Source organism: Microcoleus sp. B3-D2, from assembly GCF_036705345.1.
GTDB lineage: Bacteria > Cyanobacteriota > Cyanobacteriia > Cyanobacteriales > Microcoleaceae > Microcoleus.
Genome location: NZ_JAUBUG010000045.1, coordinates 1 through 19,636 on the forward strand (window position 1 = coordinate 1; position 19,636 = coordinate 19,636).

A 19,636-nucleotide genomic window follows, 5' to 3' on the forward strand; every position below is an offset into this window, starting at 1 on the left:
AATGTTAGTGAATCTTGGAAAACGTTACCGTGGAAGAAATTCCGCCGTAATTTATTCCGCCTACAAAAGCGCGTGTATAAAGCGATTCAGGTTGGAGACAAGCCGAAAGCGAAGTCCCTTCAAAAGCTAATTCTGAAATCTTGGGCTGCAAGAATGCTGGCGATACGTCAAGTAACTCAACTAAATGCTGGCAAAAAGACTGCGGGAATCGATGTCCAAGCCTCACTCACATTTGAGGAAAGGTTTGCCCTGGGGGAAGAACTCAGAGCCAAAAGTAACAACTGGAAACACCAGAAGCTACGTTCAATACCAATCCCTAAAAAGGATGGGAGTACCCGCCTCCTCAAGATACCGACTATCGCAGATAGAGCGTGGCAATGCCTCGCAAAATACGCGCTAGAGCCAGCACACGAAGCAACTTTTCACGCCCGGAGTTATGGGTTTAGAACAGGAAGGTCGGCGCACGACGCGCAGAAGACTCTGTTCAGCAATCTACGCTCCAATAGTAACGGAATAGAGAAGCGAGTTATCGAACTCGATATCGAAAAATGCTTCGACAGGATAAGCCATATCAGTATAATGGAAAGACTCATCGCCCCAAAGGGCATTAAGACCGGAATATTCCGTTGTCTAAAAGCAGGAGTCAACCCAGAATTTCCAGAACAAGGAACCCCACAAGGGGGTGTGGTAAGTCCATTACTAGCCAATATCGCGCTCAATGGAATTGAGGAGATACACCAATCAGTCCGCTATGCGGATGACATGGTAATAATTCTGAAACCTAAAGATGATGCGAAGGCAATACTTGATAAAGTCAGCGAATTTCTGGCAGAACGAGGGATGAAGGTTAGTGAAAAGAAAACCAAGTTGACGGCTACGACAGATGGGTTTGACTTCCTCGGTTGGCATTTCAAAGTGCAAAACAACGGGAAATTTAGAAGCGTTCCATCAGCGGACAATTTTAAAGCGTTCCGTCAGAAGGTAAAACACATCGTCAACAACTCGAATTATGGAGCCACGCTCAAGGCTGAGAAATTAGCTTCTGTGGTTAGAGGCTGGAGAAATTACCATCGCTACTGTAAGTTACATGGGTCACGGTTCTCGCTGTGGTTCATCGAAAATAGAGCCTTCAAGGTATTCAATAAGGAATCGAAACAGAACCGTTATACTGTCGAGAAATTGATAGAAAAAGCGTTCCCGGCGGTTCCCTACTCCGAAAACAAATTTGCCAATGTCAAAGGAGAGAAATCTCCCTACGACGGAGACATAGCCTACTGGAGCGAGCGTAACAGCAAACTCTACGACGGACAAACCTCTAAAGCTTTAAAACGGCAAAACCATAAATGTGGAAAATGTGGCTTAAAAATGCTAGGCGATGAAAAGGTACATCTACATCATGTAGACTGTTGCCATAATAATTGGAAAATAAATAACCTTCTAGCGGTTCACGAAAGCTGCCACGATTATCTCCACATGAGCAAAGGCGCAAGCCAAGAACATCGGGAGCTGGGTGCGGTGAAAGTCGCACGCCCCGATCTAACTGAGAGGGGCGGGGAATAATATCCCCCCTCGACTCAACCAGATGTTTATAAATTAGCTGAAAAATTAGCTGATGAAATTTGGAATATTGTTATAAAATGGGACGCACTAGCAAAAGATACTGTCGGCAAGCAAATTATTCGCTCTGCTGATAGTATTGGTGCTAACCTTGCTGAAGGAGATGGTCGAGGTAGTTATCAGGATCATCGGAGATTTATCAAGATTGCCCGAGGCTCTTTATATGAAACAAAGCACTGGTTGAGACGGGCTTATACTAGGCAACTACTAACAAGTACGCAAGTAGAAACACTCAAGCCAATTATTGACGAACTGTCGCCCAGGCTAAACGCCTATCTAAAATCTATAGGCAACACATCAGAAAAAAATTAACAACTATCAACGATCAACTATCAACTGCCCACTATCAACTGCCAACTGCCTAAGGAGGTAATATGCGATCGCGAACTGTAAGAGAAGGTTCTGTCGGGCTCTTAATTTTAGTAGGAATCGGTTTATTTGGCGGCTTAGTGCTGTGGCTGCGGGGCGTGCAGCTAGGAAACCGCAGCTACAAATTCGCCGTAGAATTTGGCAGCGCCCAAGGAATGCAAATAGGCACGCCCATCAGGTATCGTGGGGTTGCAGTCGGTAAAATTACCGCCCTCCAACCGGGTTCCAACGGCGTAGACGTGACGCTGGAGATTGCCCCCGGTACTTTAGTGATTCCCCGGGATGTGGTGATCGAAGCGAATAAATCCGGTTTAATTGGCGAATCGTCGATCGACATTACCCCCAACTCGATTTTGCCAGAATCGTTACTTACCGCAAATCCCGTTAGTGCCGACTGTCCCCCTGAGATTATCTGCAACAATTCGCGCTTAAAAGGTCAAGCTGGAGTTACTATCGACGAACTTATTCGATCCACAGTCCGCCTAGCTAACTTCTACACTGACCCCGCGCTGTTTAACAATATTAAATCTCTTGCCGAGAATACAGCCAACACCGCTAAAGGTGCAGCTAAACTCACTCAAGATTTATCGACTTTAACTAAAACTGCCCAAGCGGAAATAAAAACTTTAAATCAATCTGTAAGGGGGGACATTGGCAGCTTAAATCAATCTGTAAAAACCGAAATAGCAAGTTTAAATCAATCATTAAAGGGGGAAACCCGCAGTTTAAATCAATCATTAAAGGGGGAAGCCCGCAGTTTAAATCAATCATTAAAGGGAGAAGCAAGCACCTTAAATCAATCGCTCACGACGGAAATATCAGCAGTCGCCGCTGATGTTTCTAAAGTAGCAGCTACGGCGGACACTTCCACAAAAGCCGTATCGGCCGCTGCGATAAATTCTGCTAATTCAGTAACTCAAGCAGCCAATCAAATTACCTTAACAGCAAACCAAGTCAATTCTTTAGTAACAACCAACCGCGCCAGTTTAGTCTCAACTCTGAATAACATCAATCAAAGCAGTCAGGAACTGCAGGTAGCTGTCAGCAGTTTGAACCCGACAATTAATCGAATCAACCAAGGACAATTGCTGAACAATTTAGAAGTTTTATCAGCGAATGCTGCCCAAGCTTCTGGTAGTTTGCGAGATTTATCCAACCAGGTAAACAATCCCGCCACTTTGCTATTATTGCAGCAAACTCTAGATTCTGCACGAGCTACATTTCAGAACGTGCAGAAAATTACTTCCGACGTAGATGATTTGACAGGAGATCCGGCTTTCCGCAACAACATTCGCAGGTTGTTCAACGGATTGGGAGGCTTATTGGGTTCGACCGAACAACTACGACACCAAGTTAAAGTGACTCAAACATTAGCTCCCCTTTCTGAGAAAGTAAATGCGAGTACCCCTGCCAAAAATCAATCAGTAGAGCCTGGATTTCCCAGCTTGAACAAACAGCAAAAATTGCCTGTTATACCTTCTCAAACTGCCAGGTCAGCCGAACGATTTGCTCCCGAAAATCCCCCTTAAAACAGGGTATCATTGAATAACTGCCCTTGCAAAAATCGCAAGTTCCTCTAGTTAGTAAGGGGCGCAATTCACACCCCGATTACAGCTAGTTAGTAAGGTGCGCCATGCACACTCCGCCATTAAACTTATTGTGCAAATGCTATTAACAAAAAACTATTTCAATTTCAACAAGAAAAACCACTGACGCAAACATTATCGAAATCGGCTGAAACCAAAAAACAGTATACTGTAACTTGGGAAAACTTGCCAGATGACTTTAAATTACCAGACAATCCTCTAGAAAACATCGACCAACCAGTTTTAGCCGCCGCCCTGCGAGAAGCCTTGGATATGGCAGGATTTATCCTAGCTTCAATGCTAATAGCTTCCAATTTTGGGCTATGTGCCAAAGTCAATGACAAAACAGTAGTAAAAGCACCAGATTGGGTGTTCGTTCCCTTGGTATTGCCAGCAGAACGAGGAGAAGTTCGCCGCAGTTATATGCCCAATGCTGAGGGAGAAGTACCCGCAGTAGTGATGGAATTTTTATCGGATACTGACGGTAGTGAATATTCAAATAAACCGACATATCCTTACGAAAAATGGCGGTTTTACGAGCGAATTTTGCAAGTACCGATTTATGTAATTTTTGAACCTAAATCGGGAGTATTGGAAGTGTACAGACTCTCGATCTCGGGAGAATACGAACTGCAAGAAGCGGATGCTAATCAGCGATTCTGGATAGAATCAATGGGTTTTTTTCTGGGGGTTTGGGAAGGTGAAAAATCTCAGAGAACCGGTTATTGGTTGCGCTGGTGGGATGAGAATGGCAATTTGCTGCTGTGGGGTGCGGAACGGGTGGAAGAGGAACGCCAGCGCGCCGAAGAGGAACGCGAGAGGGTCGATCGACTAATGGCATACTTGAGAAGTCAGGGTATCGATCCTGATGGCATTTGAAGGTGTGGGATGTCGATCGACCTTTCGGCCCTTAATCCAATCCCATTTTGATTGCACAATCGAGTCAGCAAGGGCGTTTAAGATTAAAAATAACCACAATTAAGGAGCGATCGGCATGACTGCAACAACATTAGAAGAAAAATTAGATCGGCTTTCTGATGAATTAGCCTCAGCACTAGAAGCGGAACGCCAGCGTGATCCTGAACTCACATCTTTGCTAGCGCGTTACCGATCTCGGTTTGGCGAATTGCCTGAGAGTAACGGCTAAAAAGTAAGGGTGCGATCGCCATTCACCGTTCTCGCCCGCGTGTTATTGTCACCTAAATGCCCTTGACAAATCTTAGATTTTGTGTGATGGCTAGAATTGGTTTCAAATTTTAAATGGCGAAGGGCGATCGTTTTGCGCTCGAACTTGGGCAATCTAGAGATAGGTGCTTTGCGAGTGCCTGGAAAACAGCGAGGCCAAGTGTTAGCAATGGAAAGTACACAGAAAAAATCTAGTGATAGTCGCGTTCATCGGAGCGATCGAATTAAGCAGATTTTTGCGTTAGTATCAATGGTTTCGTTTGGTGGTTCGGCAATTTTTGGTATTGTCAATCTGTTCAGCAGCGGTTTGAGCAGCCAGCACCAGCAAAAATCTGCTCCGGTAGAAGTTTCTCAGGAATCTTTGCTGGCGGCCCAGGAACGGGGATATGAAACTGTTTTGCAGCGGGAACCGCAGAATCAGACGGCTCTGGAAGGGTTGGCAAATGTGCGGTTGCAGATGAATAATAAGGTGGGGGCGATCGAGCCTTTGGAGAAGTTGGTGAAGCTAAATCCCGACAGAGCTGATTATAAGGCGCTGTTGGGGCAGGCGCGACAGCAAATGGATGGAAAAAATAAAGCGAATAATTAGTTACAATAAGTTAAAAATTTACTATATTATATGCCACTTAAATGCAAAGTTTGCGAATCTGATTCCCATCATTTGGCCCAGGGTAAAGTTATGGGAAAATATGATGTAGATTATTTTCAATGTTCAAACTGCGGATTTGTTCAAACTGAGGAACCATACTGGTTAGAGGAAGCTTATTCTCAGCCAATAGCGAGCAGTGATGTTGGCTTAGCGTTCAGAAATTTGTCATTTTCACAAATAACACAAAATTTATTATTTAACTTCTTTAATCATCAGTCAAGATTTCTCGACTACGGTGGCGGCTACGGCCTATTTGTCAGGCTGATGAGAGATGCGGGATTTGACTTTTACTGGCTAGACAAATTTTGTCAAAATATATTTGCTCAAGGATTTGAGATTGATGCAGCCGCAAATAACCAATTTGAATTAGTGACGGCGTTTGAAGTATTTGAGCATCTGGTTCACCCCATAGATGAGCTGGAAGAATTGTTAAAAAAATCCCGCAATATTTTATTGAGTACAGAATTGCTGCCAGAAAGCAATCCTAAACCTGATGAGTGGTGGTACTACGTGCTTCACGAAGGTCAGCACGTTTCTCTTTACACAGCTAAAGCTCTTTCCATAATTGCTACTAAATTTAATCTGAATTTCTACTCGAATAGTTCGTCTCTGCATTTACTAACAGAAAAAGAATTGCCGGAGAATTTATTTGAACAATTAGGGAAAAGAGAATTAGCGACGGTTAATAAGGTGTCACTTTTACAGAATGACTTCTTAAAAGCTGTTAGCAAAATTACTCATATTCAACAGGAAGCAAAGATACAACTTGCTGAAATAGAAGAGGACGACGACTCGCGAAGCGGGTTAACAATCCTGATTGACGGTGTATTTTTTCAAATGTACAAAACAGGAATTGCCCGTGTTTGGAGGTCGCTACTAGAAGAATGGGCAGAAAATGGTTTTGCCAAGCACATAATTGTATTGGATAGGGTGGGAACCTCGCCAAAAGTTCCGGGAATTAGGTATTGCACCGTGCCTGCTTATGATTATAGTAAAACTGAGGCTGACCGGGAAATGTTACAGCAAATCTGCGATGAAGAAGGTGCAGATTTATTTATCTCCACTTACTATACAACGCCACTATCAACCCCTTCTGTCTTCATGGCTTATGACATGATTCCTGAAGTTTTAGGGGCAAATTTTAATGAACCTATGTGGCAAGAAAAGCACTATGCAATTCGCCACGCATCTGCATACATTTCAATTTCCGAAAATACAGCTCGTGACCTGATAGACTTCTTTCCCGAGGTTTATTCAGAGTTGGTAAGAGTTGCTCACTGTGGAGTTTCAAGTATTTTTTCACCAGCCAGCAAAGAAGATATTAATCGTTTTAAAACCAAGTATGGGATATCCAAACCCTACTTTATTTCTGTCGGAGGTGGCTCGGGCTATAAAAATATTAGATTATTCTTTCAAGCTTTTGGTCAACTTGCCAGCAAACAAGGCTTTGAAATTGTGTGTACAGGGAGTGGAGTGTTATTAGAAGCAGAATTTAGAGCTTATACTTCAGGTACTGTAATTCACAAGCTGCAACTTAATGATGAGGAGTTGAGACTAGCTTATTCAGGTGCGCTCGCCTTAGTTTACCCATCAAAGTATGAAGGTTTTGGCTTACCTATTCTTGAAGCAATAACTTGCGGTTGTCCAGTGATTACCTGTCCTAATTCTTCTCTTCCAGAAGTTGCAGGCGAAGCTGCATTATACGTGAAGGATGATGATGCTGATGGATTGGCTAATGCACTTTGCGAAATACAAAAACCGAAGATTCGCAACTCATTAATTGCGGCTGGATTGGAACAAGCTAAAAAGTTCTCTTGGTCAAAAATGGCGAAAACGATTAGTTCAGCACTGATTGACGCAACTCTAGTGCGTTTAAACTTGAAAGAAATTAATCTAATTGTTTTTCCAGAGTGGACGCAGCCAGAAGAGTCTCTGGGTTTAGAATTGGAACGAGTGGTGAGATTGATCGCAACTCACCCAGACAAAAGCAAGATGACTCTCCTGGTAGACCACAGTAACATTTCTGAAGAAGATGCTAATCTGGCTTTGTCTAGCGTGGCGATGAATCTTTTAATGGAAGAAGATTTAGATGTTTCTGATGGACCAGAAATTTCACTGATTGGACAGTTGAGCGAAATTCAGTGGTCAGCTTTGATACCTCGACTTTACGGTCGAATTTTATTGGAGAATGAGAGTAGAGAGGTCATCGCAGTGGCAGGACATGAAGAAATCCCATCTTATTTACTGGACAGTTTTATGAATATGTAATCTTGACAGAAAAGCTCAGCAATGATTGTATAGTTACTATTAATATGAACAGCGATATGTCAAAATCCCAACCCCCTCTCAACCCAACTGTGGACAGACCTATATTTTTCTATTGCTGTGAAGGAGTCTATTCACCTTTAAGTATATGTTTAGCGGAAGGTTTTAAAGAACTCGGAATACCTTTTTATTCAAACATCAATCATTGGAAGATTGACCCCGATACAGAAGAATATTTATTTTGTTATGTGCCAAGTGTGACTCATCACGATTGCTCGATTGTGATTTTGGACTTCCGATGGATGAGCAACGCAACATCTTTTCCTGAAAATCTATTTCACTCAGAGCGAAAATATGTTACTGTCTTTCTGGATGACATGGATGGTTTTACCATCTGGAATCCCGAGTTAGAGAACTTCGATTTCAGATTTAGAACTCACGGCAACAGCAAATCTATGGAGCCTTCAAACTGTTTAACGTGGGTTTTTGGTCTTTCTAACCGTATACTTAGAGAAACCCGTGAAGTTAATCATTTTCAGAACAGGAAAAAATGCTTGCTTGTCAATTTCCGCAACGATCACAGGCAATTGTCATACAAGAGCAGTTTGATGAAAGTTCTTCAGGGTTATTTATGGGCTGATAGTGGAGTAATGATAGTTGACAACCCTCTAAGGCAGATTGTTCGCGAACAATTCTTGCCATTAATTCAACATATTTTGCCCCAGGATGATACCACTGAGAATTTTGATAAATCTCCCTCAGACAGTTACCACTACTTGCAGTGGCAGCAAACAGGTCAACGCCACTATCCGAGTTACTACCAACGTTTGAAGGAATCTTTGGCTTGTGCGTGTTTTGGGGGTGCTGTTACCTCCAGCTATTTTACAGGAGAACCAATCGTAGAATGGTGGGATAGTTGGCGTTTTTGGGAGTCATTGGCGGCTGGGTGCGTAACATTTCACGTAGATTTTGATAAGTATGGAGTTAAACTGCCAGTAATGCCAGAAAACTGGCGGCACTATGTAGGAATTGATTTAGACAATATGCAGGATACTGTCGATCGCATTGCTGATGACCCAGGAATTTTAGAAAAAATCTCTGCTGAAGGTCGGCAGTGGGCTATTGAAAATTACTCTCCTGTTCCTACAGCTTTGCGTTTTCTGGAAATGGTCGGTTATTACACTCCAAAACAGCAGAAAGGACAGGAAAACAAAGGTGAAAAAGCGATATTTTTAGATGCAATTAAGTTGAGAGAGATTAACTTAATTATTTTTCCAGCTTGGTCGTCGCCAGAAGAGTCTCTGGCTTTAGAATTGGAACGAGTGGTGAGGGCGATCGCAACTCATCCCGACAAAAGCAAGATGACTATATTAGTAGACAGCAGGGATATTTCTGACGAAGATGCTAATCTTGCTTTATCAAGCGTAGCGATGAATCTTTTAATGGAAGAAGATTTAGATGTTTCCGACGGCCCCGAAATTTCACTGATTGGACAGTTGAGTGAAATTCAGTGGTCAGCTTTGATACCTCGAATTTACGGTCGAATTGTGTTGGCTCATGAGAATACAGAGGCGATAGTGCAGGCAAAAGCACAAAACATTCCCACATTTGAGCCAGACAGTTTTATACAGGAGAGTCAGTGATAATTTTAATAATTTGTGCAGCAACTCCCTGCACAAATTATTAACTGCGACAATCACTATCAATCATGACTGTCAAGATACCTTTGCCACATTTGCTCATAAGCTTTCTCCATCTCTCGCGTAAATTGCTTGCCATTCCACAGCGGAGCCGTTTGTCGTGACTGCCGCAGTTGCCAGGATATTTGCTGCCGCAGAGCCGCGTCTTTCCCTAAACGAATACCCCATCCTACATACTCTTCATCAGTCCAAGCAATCCCTTCGGAAATACCAGCATTCATCATCATTCCGTAACTGTTGCGACTAGAAAACTGGTGCCCTACTCGTGTCACCAAAGGAATGCACATCCAGAGAGTTTCCATAGTTGTTGTAGCTCCGTTATAGGGATAGGTATCTAGCACCACATCAGCAATACCTAAATTAGCCCGGTGTACTGCCTCTGAAGGAGCGTGAGGCAAAAATCGCAAGCGCTCCGCACTCACCCCCTCTGATTCCGCAATCTGAATAAAAAAGTTTTTTAGCGATTCTTGCTCAGCAAACCATTTAGTTACAAAGTAGCTATTCGGGACTGCTTTAATAATTTGCATTTGCAGCCGAGCTGTGTTGGGATTGTACTTGTATCCCATCTGACTACAGTAGTATATGACTGCATCGCTAGGAATATCCAGCGAATCCCGTCGAACCGTCGGCACTCCCACTTCAAAACCATCTACTGCTACATAAGTGGCAGGCAATCGCCATATTTTTTCCGCATAGTAATCCTGTGCTGATTCCGGTAAAACGTAATTATCTGCAATATAGTAATCAACATTTGGTACGCCCGAAGCATCCCATCCCAACCAACTAACTTGTACAGGGGCAGGCTTAATTGCCATTACCTCACAGCTAGAATTCATCGTAATGCTATCAAGATCGATCAATATATCAATTTCATCTTCGTAAATTTTTTCAGCAGCTTCAGTACCCGAAATACCTAGTTTATAAGCTTTGTCAGCTTTGCTAATATACCATTGCTGAATGGGATCATTTGTCAGTTTGGCTCCAATTAGATAAGCGCATATTTCAAAACGATCGCGGTCGTGATGTTCAAACAACCAGCGTGTAAGCCATCCTACAGAATGGCTACGTAAGCAATAAGATAAATAACCAACTTTATAACGTCTTTTTTCATTACCTCCCTGAACCAGAGGCAACGAGCGATGGCAGCACTTCTCTACTATTGGCTTAGCATAATTTTCAACATTTGCTTGAAAAAGATTACCAATTTGGATGCGAATTCTCCCGGCTTCTTGAGGTCTATCTTCAAAGTAAGGAAAGAAAAATAACGAACTCATCAAGCGAAGCGCAGCAGCCGAATCCAGATTAGTCGGAGCTTCCTCAATAATAGCCCTCATCATTAATTTATGTGTCTCAAACGCCGACCAAGAATCTTCCCAATTACCACCAGCCAGCATCAGTCCACGCAGCAACAAATGATTGGCAAAAATTTTATCTACCAACTGTTCCATCACTGAGTAGCAAATCTTAGCAGTTTCTATCCCTTTAGAAAAATTTCCTATATCTTGGTAAAAACTAGCCAATGCCCGCAAAACTTCTTGGTGTTTAGCTTCTAACCGCAAGGCAAGTTCTGCATAACGGGTCGCTAAGTGAAATTGCTTTCCTGAATATGCGATGTCATAAGCAAAGTAAAGTAAAGTTTCAATAACAGGTAGAGGGTCTTTAACATGGTTAAAACAAGCTTCTGTAAATTCAAATGATGAAGGGTGGAAGGGAGCAACATCTAAAACAGTCTTCCAAACTTGCAGCAAGAGGTCGTAGTCTAATGCTATTGGAGGCTCGGACTTCAGAAGCTCGACGATCGTGTCCAAAGCGTCTGATTCTTCACCTCTGTAAATTTTCCGCAGGATGGAAAGTCCCACCGAATGCAACAGGTTATTAATATCCCCAGGATTGATTTCTCGGATGTGCTGCCGAATCGCCCACGCTACTTCATAATTTACCAAATCCAGCCGTTGTCGTTCAGCCTCGGCTTCCAGCACTTCCAACAGTTCTGCCGTCCAGAGTTCAATTTCTTCAGATTCACCCTCAGCCATTGCCAGCAGCCAAGTTGTTTGAGCTTCTGCTTCTTGTTCTTGCAACAGCAATATCAATCCTAAGTGCCAGTAGTAAGATTTAACGCTTGGTTGCTCTGTAATTGCCTGTTCGTAGAGGATGGCTGCCTGAGCGTAATTTTCTTTAAGCAGGAGTTGCTCGGCTGTTTGCTGCCAATCCGGCGCCAGTTCTAATAAATTGTCATAAATCATAAAGTCAGCCGATAAAATCAGTTTCCTATCTACAGTAAAGCGGGCAGCATCGATAACGCTAACCCGCTCTTTGTTTTTTTTTTCACAAGCATGGCTTGTGTACTAAGCAGTTACTTAGTGACGAGTGTCATAGTACCACACGTAGTACCGCTACCCGCAAGATTAATTTGGGCCGGAGCTCCAACACCCGTCGTTTCACAAAGGAGTGTCTGTGTGCCTGAAGCCCCTGAAGCATCGGGGAGTGTCACTGCTACAGCTCCTCCATATCCCTTCAGTGTCGTGAGATTCTTAGGGGTTGCGGCCGAAGTTGATCCGCCGTTTGTGCCCGTACCACCATCGCTAATGTTGTATGTATAGTTGGTGGTGTCAGTTTTGAGACCAAGACCCAACACAGTGACATCTGTTGTAAACTTGGTGTTTTCTGCAAAGTAAGCCTGCGTACCCTTGTTAAGGGAACTGATATACTGCTTAGCTTCTGTCTGCTTGGCTTTGTTTGCTTGGCTGAGGAAGGAAGGCAAAGCAATAGCAGAAAGAATACCGATGATGATGATAACAACCAGCAGTTCAATCAGTGTGAAACCTTGATCCTGTCTTCTTTTGTTGATGTGTTGCAGGAACTTGGCTTTAAATTCAGTCTTCATAAGTCTTTTCTCCGTGAGGGGTGGGATGCTTGATTTCTAACTCTTATATGTAACTTACCCAGTTATCGACGCTTTAATATCACCCCAAACAATTTTTTTTTCAATTCCTGCCTCTAAGGCTCCAAAAGCACATACAAAAAGACTTCCAGCCTAATCAACAGTTCCTTGACTTCCTCAAAGGCAGTCTCATCACTAACAGACTCTAGGTTAACACCGATCTGCGAGCGGATTTGGAGCCACTGTTCCACGAGGGACACCACAGACTGCGGCCCATCCCAAAGAGGTAGTAAGCAAGCAGCCATTGTAGTGTCGATCGCCACCGGCGCTAAAGTTGGCACAATAATATAACGGCTAATCTCAAACGGCGTCTGGCTGTCAATGCAATTACTCAAGTCTTCCCTAATCTGGGAAGTCTTCAGTTGCGGGTGCAGGTGTACCCGTGCTTCCCGCCATTGGGCCTCCGTCCATTCCGCAACTGGCACAAAAGCCTGAGTTCGATCGGGATTGCCGCACCAGAAATCAAACAAACGGTGCAGGGGATGTAACAAGTCAAATAAATGCAGCCGCTCTTCCAGAGAAGCTTCTGGCAGACTCATCGCCAAAAACGGAGGCAAATCATCTGGCTCTTTGAACAAATCCATCAACTCCCACCTGCGCCAAGCCACCATACTGATAAACTCTAAATCCGCACCTCTCAACATTCCGAATACTTCAGGAATGCTACAACCTTTATCACCCACTAATAAATAGTTAGCCATAATCCATCCCTCATCCTGCGCGCGCTCGGAATTCCAGGTGAATGCCTTAAGCCCTACTTCATCTTGTAATGCTTCCATTGTTTCCCGGACTATTTCTATCTCCAATTCTCCCGGATATCCATTCATTAATCCCATTGCTTTGAAAGCAGCTTGAGCGCGAAATACTCCGGCTCTACCATTTGAACTGTGAAGGTTTGTGCGGATAATTCCGTCTGGAGACAGAACCGATTTCATTGCTTGCAATCCAGCAACAGCATCGGGCAAGAGATACAGAACTTCGTCAGCATTGATATAGTCAAACTGTAAGCCTAAACTTGGTAATTCTTCTATTTTCAAAGCATAAAACTCTGCATTAGCAACCCCATGATACTGTAAACGTTGCTCAGCTAGTTTCACAGATTCTTCGGATAAATCGATGCCTACTATTTTCGCTCCCGGATTGGCTAGAGCTAAAACCAAGGATTTATAACCTGTGCCGCATCCCGCATCTAGGATAACTTTACTTTCTGTATTAATAACTCTTCTATTTCTGAAGTAGTAAGCAGTTACAAGATTATGAAGGTAGAGCAATTCACTGTTGTCTTTTGGAGATTGTTCCAGCGGGATTCTGGGAAAAGGAGTATTGTCAAATTGCTGGCGAATGTTTTCTATTAACTCTAAATTTTGGTGATCCATTTTCAATTACACTCAACGCTGGCAAATTACCTTAGTATCTCAGAAAATATCCGATCGCCCGCTCACCCGCAACACATACTTGCAATAATAGTCGGAAAACCGATCACCCAACCCACTACCACGTCCATGAACACCAACATCAGCCCCATCCTCAAAGTATTCACCCTATCCGCCGCGCTTTCCCTCGCCATCAAGTACGCAGGGCCTAGCTTATCCATACCCTCTACGGATCTCAACGCCCTAATCGCCGTCTTTACCCCCAGTATCATCTTAGCTGCCATCCTCGGCTGGCGATCGCAACAACAGCAGCAGTAGAGGCACAATCAAAAAGCGCGATCGCTACTTGGTCTAAAGACTGTGTTTTTGCCCAAATCTTAATTTCCCGTACAGCTTATCAAAACCAATGTTGAGGCACTTACCATGATTCAAATCATACCTGAATTAGTAACATTCGATTAATTCATTGACGGGTATCCAGAGAATTCAGAACACCGCTACGAACTGCACAATGGAGAAATTCTTGAGATACCAAAAGCTACAGGCAAACCTTCTAAAATGGCCGGTTTTAGCGCACGGAAAGTCGGAACTGAAATTGAGTGTCTTAACTTGCCCTACTTCATCCCCAAAGAATGCGTCATCAAACCCATGCGCCAGGAATCGGGGTATGAGCCAGATATCATTGTACTTAACGAGCAAGCCATTGGAAACGAGCCGCGATGGGAGAAATTATTAATTATCACAATGGGTTTATCAGTTCCCCTAATTGTAGAAGTAACTACCACTAATTGGGGTGATGATTATGCCCTAAATCTTGAGGCATATGAGTCAATGGGTATTCAAGAATATTGGATTGTAGATTATCTAGGATTGGGTGGCAGACGGTTCATTGGCAACCCCAAGCAACCAACCTTTTCGGTTTACCAACTAATTGACGGGGAATACCCACTCAAACTGTTCCGAAGGGGCGAGTGTATTGAGTCCCCAACTTTCCCAGAATTGAAGCTGACAGCGCAGCAGGTGTTTGCAAAAGGGAATTGAGGTGGCTGCTTATGCTAATGTCCGAGTAGGGGTATCCGATTAAAGATGCGATCGCGCGCATCTGCTGTATCTTGTATAGAGGCGATTCATCGCGTCTGGGGAGCAGAGCAATTAGCAAGCAGCCATTCCCAATACCCTATTCCTTAATCTAAAATCTAAAATCTAATGAAGCTAGGACAGTGGATGGGCTTATTAGCCCTCATCGCATCTTGTTACATCCTGTGGCAAATCAGGCAGGCCCTACTGCTGCTATTTGCCGCCGTCGTCTTAGCCACCGCCTTAAACAGGCTAGCACGCTACTTGCAAAAATTCGGACTCAAAAGATCGATCGCCGTACTCTTATCAGTCAGCTTCCTAGTCCTCATCTTCGTAGGATTATTCCTCATCATTGTACCACCCTTTGCCGAACAGTTTCAACAACTTACCCAAAGAGGCCCTCAAGGAATAGCAAAATTAAATGAGTGGATCGATCAGATTGAAAGTCGCTTTTCGGGACAAATTGGTCAGCGGCTACCGAATCTTGATATTAACGACATTATCCAACAACTGCAACCCCTATTCAATCAACTCGTCGGCGGTGCAGGAGCCTTTGTCGGCAACACCTTAGGCGTTATTCTCAGCTTTTTGCTAGTGATAGTTTTGACCTTGATGACATTAGCAGATCCATTATCATACCGCCAAGGATTTATCCAACTATTTCCCTCTTTTTATCGGCGGCGAATCGAGGGAATCTTAGATGAATGCGAAATAGCCCTCGGTCGATGGGTAATCGGTGCTTTAATTAGCATGAGCGTCATCACTTTTCTCAGCCTAATTGGTTTATCAGTATTGCAGGTTCCCCTAGCCCTAGCTCACGCTGTTTTAGCCGGCTTGCTGAACTTAATACCCAATATCGGGCCCGGCTTGAGCGTCATTCCTCCAGTGACGATCGCACTTTTAGACTCTCCCTTAAAATCAGGTTTTGTGTTCATCCTCTACTTTCTAATTCAACAATTTGAAAGCAACCTCCTCACCCCTTACGTTATGGCGCAGCAAGTAGCGCTACTGCCGGCTGTTACCTTAATAGCTCAAGTATTTTTCGCCACCTTCTTTGGATTTTTAGGACTATTGCTTGCCCTTCCTCTCACCGTTGTCGCTCAAGTTTGGGTTAGAGAAGTTTTAATTAAAGACATTCTCAACCAGTGGCACACCAATCCCAGACACCTAGCAGCGATCGACACCGCTATTGACGAGGAGTACGAATCTATAGGAGTAACACATAGCAAGCCAGAAAGCCTGCCAGAACACAAATTAGAAATCCCAAATAATACCGAAAGCCACACTCCTGAAAATCAATAATTGAAATCGAGCGATGATGACTGTTGCATCCATTGAAAATTTCAGTTTAAAAACTACTCAAAGAGTGGTTTTATCAAATATCATTTGGCAAACTTATCAGACATTATTGGCAGAATCTGGAGAGCGCAGATCCTCTGAATTCCCTGACAGTCGAGGCGTGCTATAAATCATGATGCCGTCCGACTTGCACGAAAACATAAATTGCCCGAGAAAAAACATCGTTAGCGCATTAAATAAAGAGGTTTAATTGAGAAGTACAGGATTGGGTTCGATGAGTTTAAATAGCACCGATTTACAACAAGGAAGCGAACCACATTCATGTTTTTATAGGCAAAATCTTGACAGTATTTTTTGTAAAAAAAATGAAATTTTAAACAATCCGCCACCAGGTTTTGTCATTGAAGTCTATGTTACCAGTGTTTCATCGAATCGATAACCAATTTATAAGATAGGAATTCTTTAAAGTGGGCGGTATAGGGAGGAAAGATTAAAATTTACCAACTTAAAAATCCCAGATATAATATTTTTGTGCGAATACAGTCTCGAATTTATAATTATGCCTGCAACCTTCCTGAATCCTCATCTAGTACAAATTTCAGAAACTCAGGACGATAATGCTATTGTCCGGTATTGGCGGCAGTGGGTGAGGCAGCAATTGCAAACACAGAGTTGGTAGCTAATTTATAGCGAAGACCAACAAGGAGGTCGATCGCCAACACTGCATTCGCTCGATCGACATTCCATCACACTAAAATCTAAATCTAAAATCTAAAATAGTCTTATGAGATCGATCGACGAAATCAACGATAAAATCAGCCAAGGCAAAGCCACCGTCTGGACAATCGAAGAACTCAAAACTAGAGTTCAAGAAACCAGCATTACCCAAGCAGCCAAAGAAGTCGATGTGATTACCGCAGGCACCTTCGAGCCGATGGAATCCTCCGGTGCAATCATCAACCTCGGCCATACCGACCCGCCGATAAAAATCCGCCAGTGCTGGCTAGACGGCGTTTTAGCCTACTCCGGCTTCGGGGCAGTAGACCTGTACCTGGGAGCCACCCAAGTAGCCGAAGACGGCGAAGAATCCCGGGAACGGGGCGGCGGACACGTCATCGAAGACCTGATTGCCGGGAAACCCGTGCAGTTGCGAGCCTTGGGGCAGGTAACAGACTGTTACCCCCGCGCCTCCTTTGAAACCACGATTACCCGCGATACCATCAACCAGTTTTATTTATTCAATCCCCGCAACGCATATCAAAACTTTATTGTTGGCGTCAATGGGGGCGATCGCCCGCTGTTCACTTACCTCGGGCCCCTGCAACCAAACCTCGGCAACGCCGTCTACTCCAACCTTGGAGCCATGTCTCCCCTGCTCAACGACCCCGACCTCCAAATCATCGGCATCGGCACCCGCATCTTCCTAGGAGGCGCTCAGGGCTACATCACCTGGGAAGGGACCCAGCACTTCCCGCTGCAAAAACGCCAGCCTAACCGCACCCCCATCGGCCCGGCCGCCACCCTCGCAGTCATCGGCGACGCCAAACAGATGAACTCGAAATGGGTGCGCGGCTGCTACTTCAAAAACTACGGCCCATCCCTGATGCTGGGAGTCGGCATCCCCTTTCCCGTCTTAAACGAAACCGTCGTCGCCAACTGTGCAGTATCCGACAAAAAAATAGTAGCGCCGGTGGTAGATTTCTCTATCCCCCGGCGCGTTCGTCCCACCTTCGGTTTAGTCAGCTATGCTCAATTAAAGACTGGTCGCATCCTGATAGAGGGCAAACCTGTGCGGGCCGCCCCCCTTGCGAGTATGTTTCTGTCCCGGCAAGTAGCATTGGAATTGAAGCAGCAAATTGAAGCGGGTCAATTTACCCTTACGGCCCCAGTTGCTCCCCTACCCACTGACAGAGTATTTCTCCCCCAAGATTTGTGGGGCGCACAAGTCCGGCTCGAATAAACGATTTTAGATTGGCGATTTAGCGGTTATAAATTAGTCTTGGACACACTAATCTAAAATCTAAAATCTAAAATCTAAAATTGGTTCATTCCTCGATCGGCTTAGGCTTCTTAACCGGCTTAGGAAGAGGTTCCTTCGGGACAGGCGGTGGTGCTGCTGCTGCGGACTTGATGGTAGGACGCCCTACAGGAGCACCGTCACCGCTGGGCCTAGGAGTAAACGGACGCTTCCCTCCTCCTTTGAAGCCACCGGGCGGCTTGCTGCCAGGGGGGAATTTCCGCTTTTTAATCGGCAGGGCACCAATATTATTAGCCTGCTCAATCATCAGACTGTCAGCTTTCAATTTGACGTGGAAATCCCAAAAAAACCCGATCGCTTTTGTTCCTAAATCTCCCTTGAGTTTCAGCTTAAAAAACTTCATCTTGTCGTCATTCTTGCGCGGAGCTTGCTTGATTTTGACGATGACATACTTTTCTTGGTCTTGGGATTGGTAAATCACCTCACCTCTAATCGAAAAATAGCCATCTTCAACATCAGGTTCCGAGGGAGGCAAAGATGCGGTCGATGCTTCGCCGCTAGCCTCAATCTCCGCTGCTTCCTGATTTTCCTCATCAGAGGACGGTTCGGGAGGTTTCTTGAGCGTTTCCGGCTCCCAAACTCCCATAATCTGGGCGTGCAAGTTCCCGTCTTCTTGCCTGGTGCGGGGATAGACCACCCACAGGTGTTCTTGTTCCAGATCCAGGTGATTTTTGACTAAACTCATGACTCTACCCAGCAAAACGGCGTCAATGGCAGTTCCGTCGGCAGCTATCAGCATACCCCGGGTGAATTGCTCTTCTGATTGCGTGTAGCGGCCCCGCACCAAACCAACAGCTCGGTACTGTCTGGGTTCGCTGGGGGGGGGAATGGGATGTTGGCGCATGACGGAGGGTATGTCCTCATCGGCCGGACTTTCGTTAGCGGGTGGCTCGGCGTTTGCGGGCGGTGCGACTGCTAGGGCTGGAGTATCGCTGACAGGTGTCGAAGACGCTGCAGGCGCGGGGGGTGCAGGAGCATTGCTGGGCTGGTCTTGTGGCTTTGTTTTGTCCTTGTCGGGGGCAGAACTGTAGCGTGGTCGTTGCAGCCTATCCTTGGACGCTGGGGCGTCTGTTGGTGTTGCCGGTTGATTTGGGTCAACAGGTGCAGCCGACGCCGAAGGCACCGAACTTTCGTCTGGTGTCTCAGGAATGGAATCTGGATCATTAGGCGGATTGACGGCCTGTTCGCTGGGCTGAGCCTTGCGAGTTGAAGTAGATTTGGACGATTTGGAAGACCGGTTGGGAGAGGGGTTCATAAAAACTCCTTGCAGCGGAGACACATCCCTTAAGGGAAATTAGGAATAAACTGAAGAAACTGCTTTAAAAACTACTAGCACCAGACTTGGGGCTTGCGCCCGCAGGTCTGGTTGTGACCCGTCAACGCCAACTTTCAACGCTACGAGTGCCGATCGGTTCGCTGGCTGCTAAAATCCTTGCGAGCAAGGACTTTGGGAGTTGCTGACCGATCGATCCTGCGATCGCGCCGAGTTGGAGTTGCTGGCTAATAGCATTTAGGATATTCAGCTTGCCTATTTTAC

At 44.8% G+C, this 19,636-nt stretch carries 15 protein-coding genes and 1 pseudogene; 12 read left to right on the top strand and 4 right to left on the bottom strand.

Going from position 1 to position 19,636, the window contains the following annotated elements; genetic code table 11:
- The 8 genes and pseudogenes from QUB14_RS17655 to QUB14_RS17690 all read left to right on the top strand — a co-directional run.
- Nucleotides 1-1,560, top strand: a 1,560-nt coding sequence (locus QUB14_RS17655) for a reverse transcriptase domain-containing protein (protein WP_333218375.1), incomplete at its 5' end; no start/stop codon positions are given.
- A gap of 24 nt (nt 1,561-1,584) precedes the next feature.
- Nucleotides 1,585-1,929: pseudogene (locus QUB14_RS17660) on the top strand (four helix bundle protein); the annotation flags it as partial.
- Nucleotides 1,930-1,991: 62 nt separating this feature from the next.
- Nucleotides 1,992-3,515: an MlaD family protein gene (locus tag QUB14_RS17665; RefSeq protein WP_333218376.1), complete on the top strand. Its 1,524-nt coding sequence runs from the start codon at nt 1,992-1,994 to the stop codon at nt 3,513-3,515.
- Nucleotides 3,516-3,695: 180 nt separating this feature from the next.
- On the top strand, nt 3,696-4,451 hold the full coding sequence (locus QUB14_RS17670; protein WP_333218426.1) for a Uma2 family endonuclease: 756 nt from the start codon (nt 3,696-3,698) through the stop codon (nt 4,449-4,451).
- A gap of 115 nt (nt 4,452-4,566) precedes the next feature.
- Nucleotides 4,567-4,719: a hypothetical protein gene (locus QUB14_RS17675; protein WP_333218377.1), complete on the top strand. Its 153-nt coding sequence runs from the start codon at nt 4,567-4,569 to the stop codon at nt 4,717-4,719.
- A gap of 96 nt (nt 4,720-4,815) precedes the next feature.
- On the top strand, nt 4,816-5,346 hold the full coding sequence (locus tag QUB14_RS17680) for a tetratricopeptide repeat protein (RefSeq protein ID WP_333218378.1): 531 nt from the start codon (nt 4,816-4,818) through the stop codon (nt 5,344-5,346).
- Between the two features lie 90 nt (nt 5,347-5,436).
- Entirely contained in the window at nt 5,437-7,674 is a 2,238-nt protein-coding gene (locus QUB14_RS17685; protein ID WP_333218379.1) for a methyltransferase domain-containing protein, read from the top strand.
- A 605-nt stretch (nt 7,675-8,279) separates the two neighbouring features.
- The gene (locus QUB14_RS17690) at nt 8,280-9,314 is read left to right on the top strand and encodes a hypothetical protein (RefSeq protein ID WP_333218380.1); all 1,035 of its coding nucleotides are present in this window, start codon (nt 8,280-8,282) and stop codon (nt 9,312-9,314) included.
- Nucleotides 9,315-9,373: 59 nt separating this feature from the next.
- On the opposite strand, the gene QUB14_RS17695 is transcribed toward QUB14_RS17690, so the two are convergent.
- From QUB14_RS17695 to QUB14_RS17705, 3 genes are all read right to left on the bottom strand, one after another.
- Nucleotides 9,374-11,614, bottom strand: a complete 2,241-nt coding sequence (locus tag QUB14_RS17695; RefSeq protein ID WP_333218381.1) for an O-linked N-acetylglucosamine transferase family protein — start codon at nt 11,612-11,614, stop codon at nt 9,374-9,376.
- Nucleotides 11,615-11,724: 110 nt separating this feature from the next.
- Nucleotides 11,725-12,255 carry a type IV pilin-like G/H family protein gene (locus tag QUB14_RS17700; protein WP_333218382.1) on the bottom strand — a complete coding sequence of 177 codons (531 nt, stop codon included), beginning with the start codon at nt 12,253-12,255 and terminating at the stop codon, nt 11,725-11,727.
- A 113-nt stretch (nt 12,256-12,368) separates the two neighbouring features.
- Nucleotides 12,369-13,688, bottom strand: coding sequence for a methyltransferase domain-containing protein (locus QUB14_RS17705; RefSeq protein WP_333218383.1), 1,320 nt, complete (start codon nt 13,686-13,688; stop codon nt 12,369-12,371).
- A gap of 126 nt (nt 13,689-13,814) precedes the next feature.
- Between QUB14_RS17705 and QUB14_RS17710 the strand changes: the two genes are divergently transcribed.
- The 4 genes from QUB14_RS17710 (at nt 13,815) to QUB14_RS17725 (ending at nt 18,021) form a co-directional block, all read left to right on the top strand.
- Nucleotides 13,815-14,003: a hypothetical protein gene (locus tag QUB14_RS17710; RefSeq protein WP_333218384.1), complete on the top strand. Its 189-nt coding sequence runs from the start codon at nt 13,815-13,817 to the stop codon at nt 14,001-14,003.
- Between the two features lie 147 nt (nt 14,004-14,150).
- Nucleotides 14,151-14,726, top strand: coding sequence for a Uma2 family endonuclease (locus QUB14_RS17715; RefSeq protein WP_333218427.1), 576 nt, complete (start codon nt 14,151-14,153; stop codon nt 14,724-14,726).
- A 165-nt stretch (nt 14,727-14,891) separates the two neighbouring features.
- The gene (locus tag QUB14_RS17720) at nt 14,892-16,064 is read left to right on the top strand and encodes an AI-2E family transporter (RefSeq protein ID WP_190660080.1); all 1,173 of its coding nucleotides are present in this window, start codon (nt 14,892-14,894) and stop codon (nt 16,062-16,064) included.
- A 781-nt stretch (nt 16,065-16,845) separates the two neighbouring features.
- Entirely contained in the window at nt 16,846-18,021 is a 1,176-nt protein-coding gene (locus QUB14_RS17725; protein ID WP_333218385.1) for a homocysteine biosynthesis protein, read from the top strand.
- Between the two features lie 85 nt (nt 18,022-18,106).
- Here the strand turns inward: QUB14_RS17725 and QUB14_RS17730 are convergent, their stop codons facing one another.
- Complete coding sequence (locus QUB14_RS17730) at nt 18,107-19,354, bottom strand: hypothetical protein (protein WP_333218386.1); 1,248 nt, start codon at nt 19,352-19,354, stop codon at nt 18,107-18,109.
- Between the last annotated feature and the right edge of the window lie 282 nt (nt 19,355-19,636).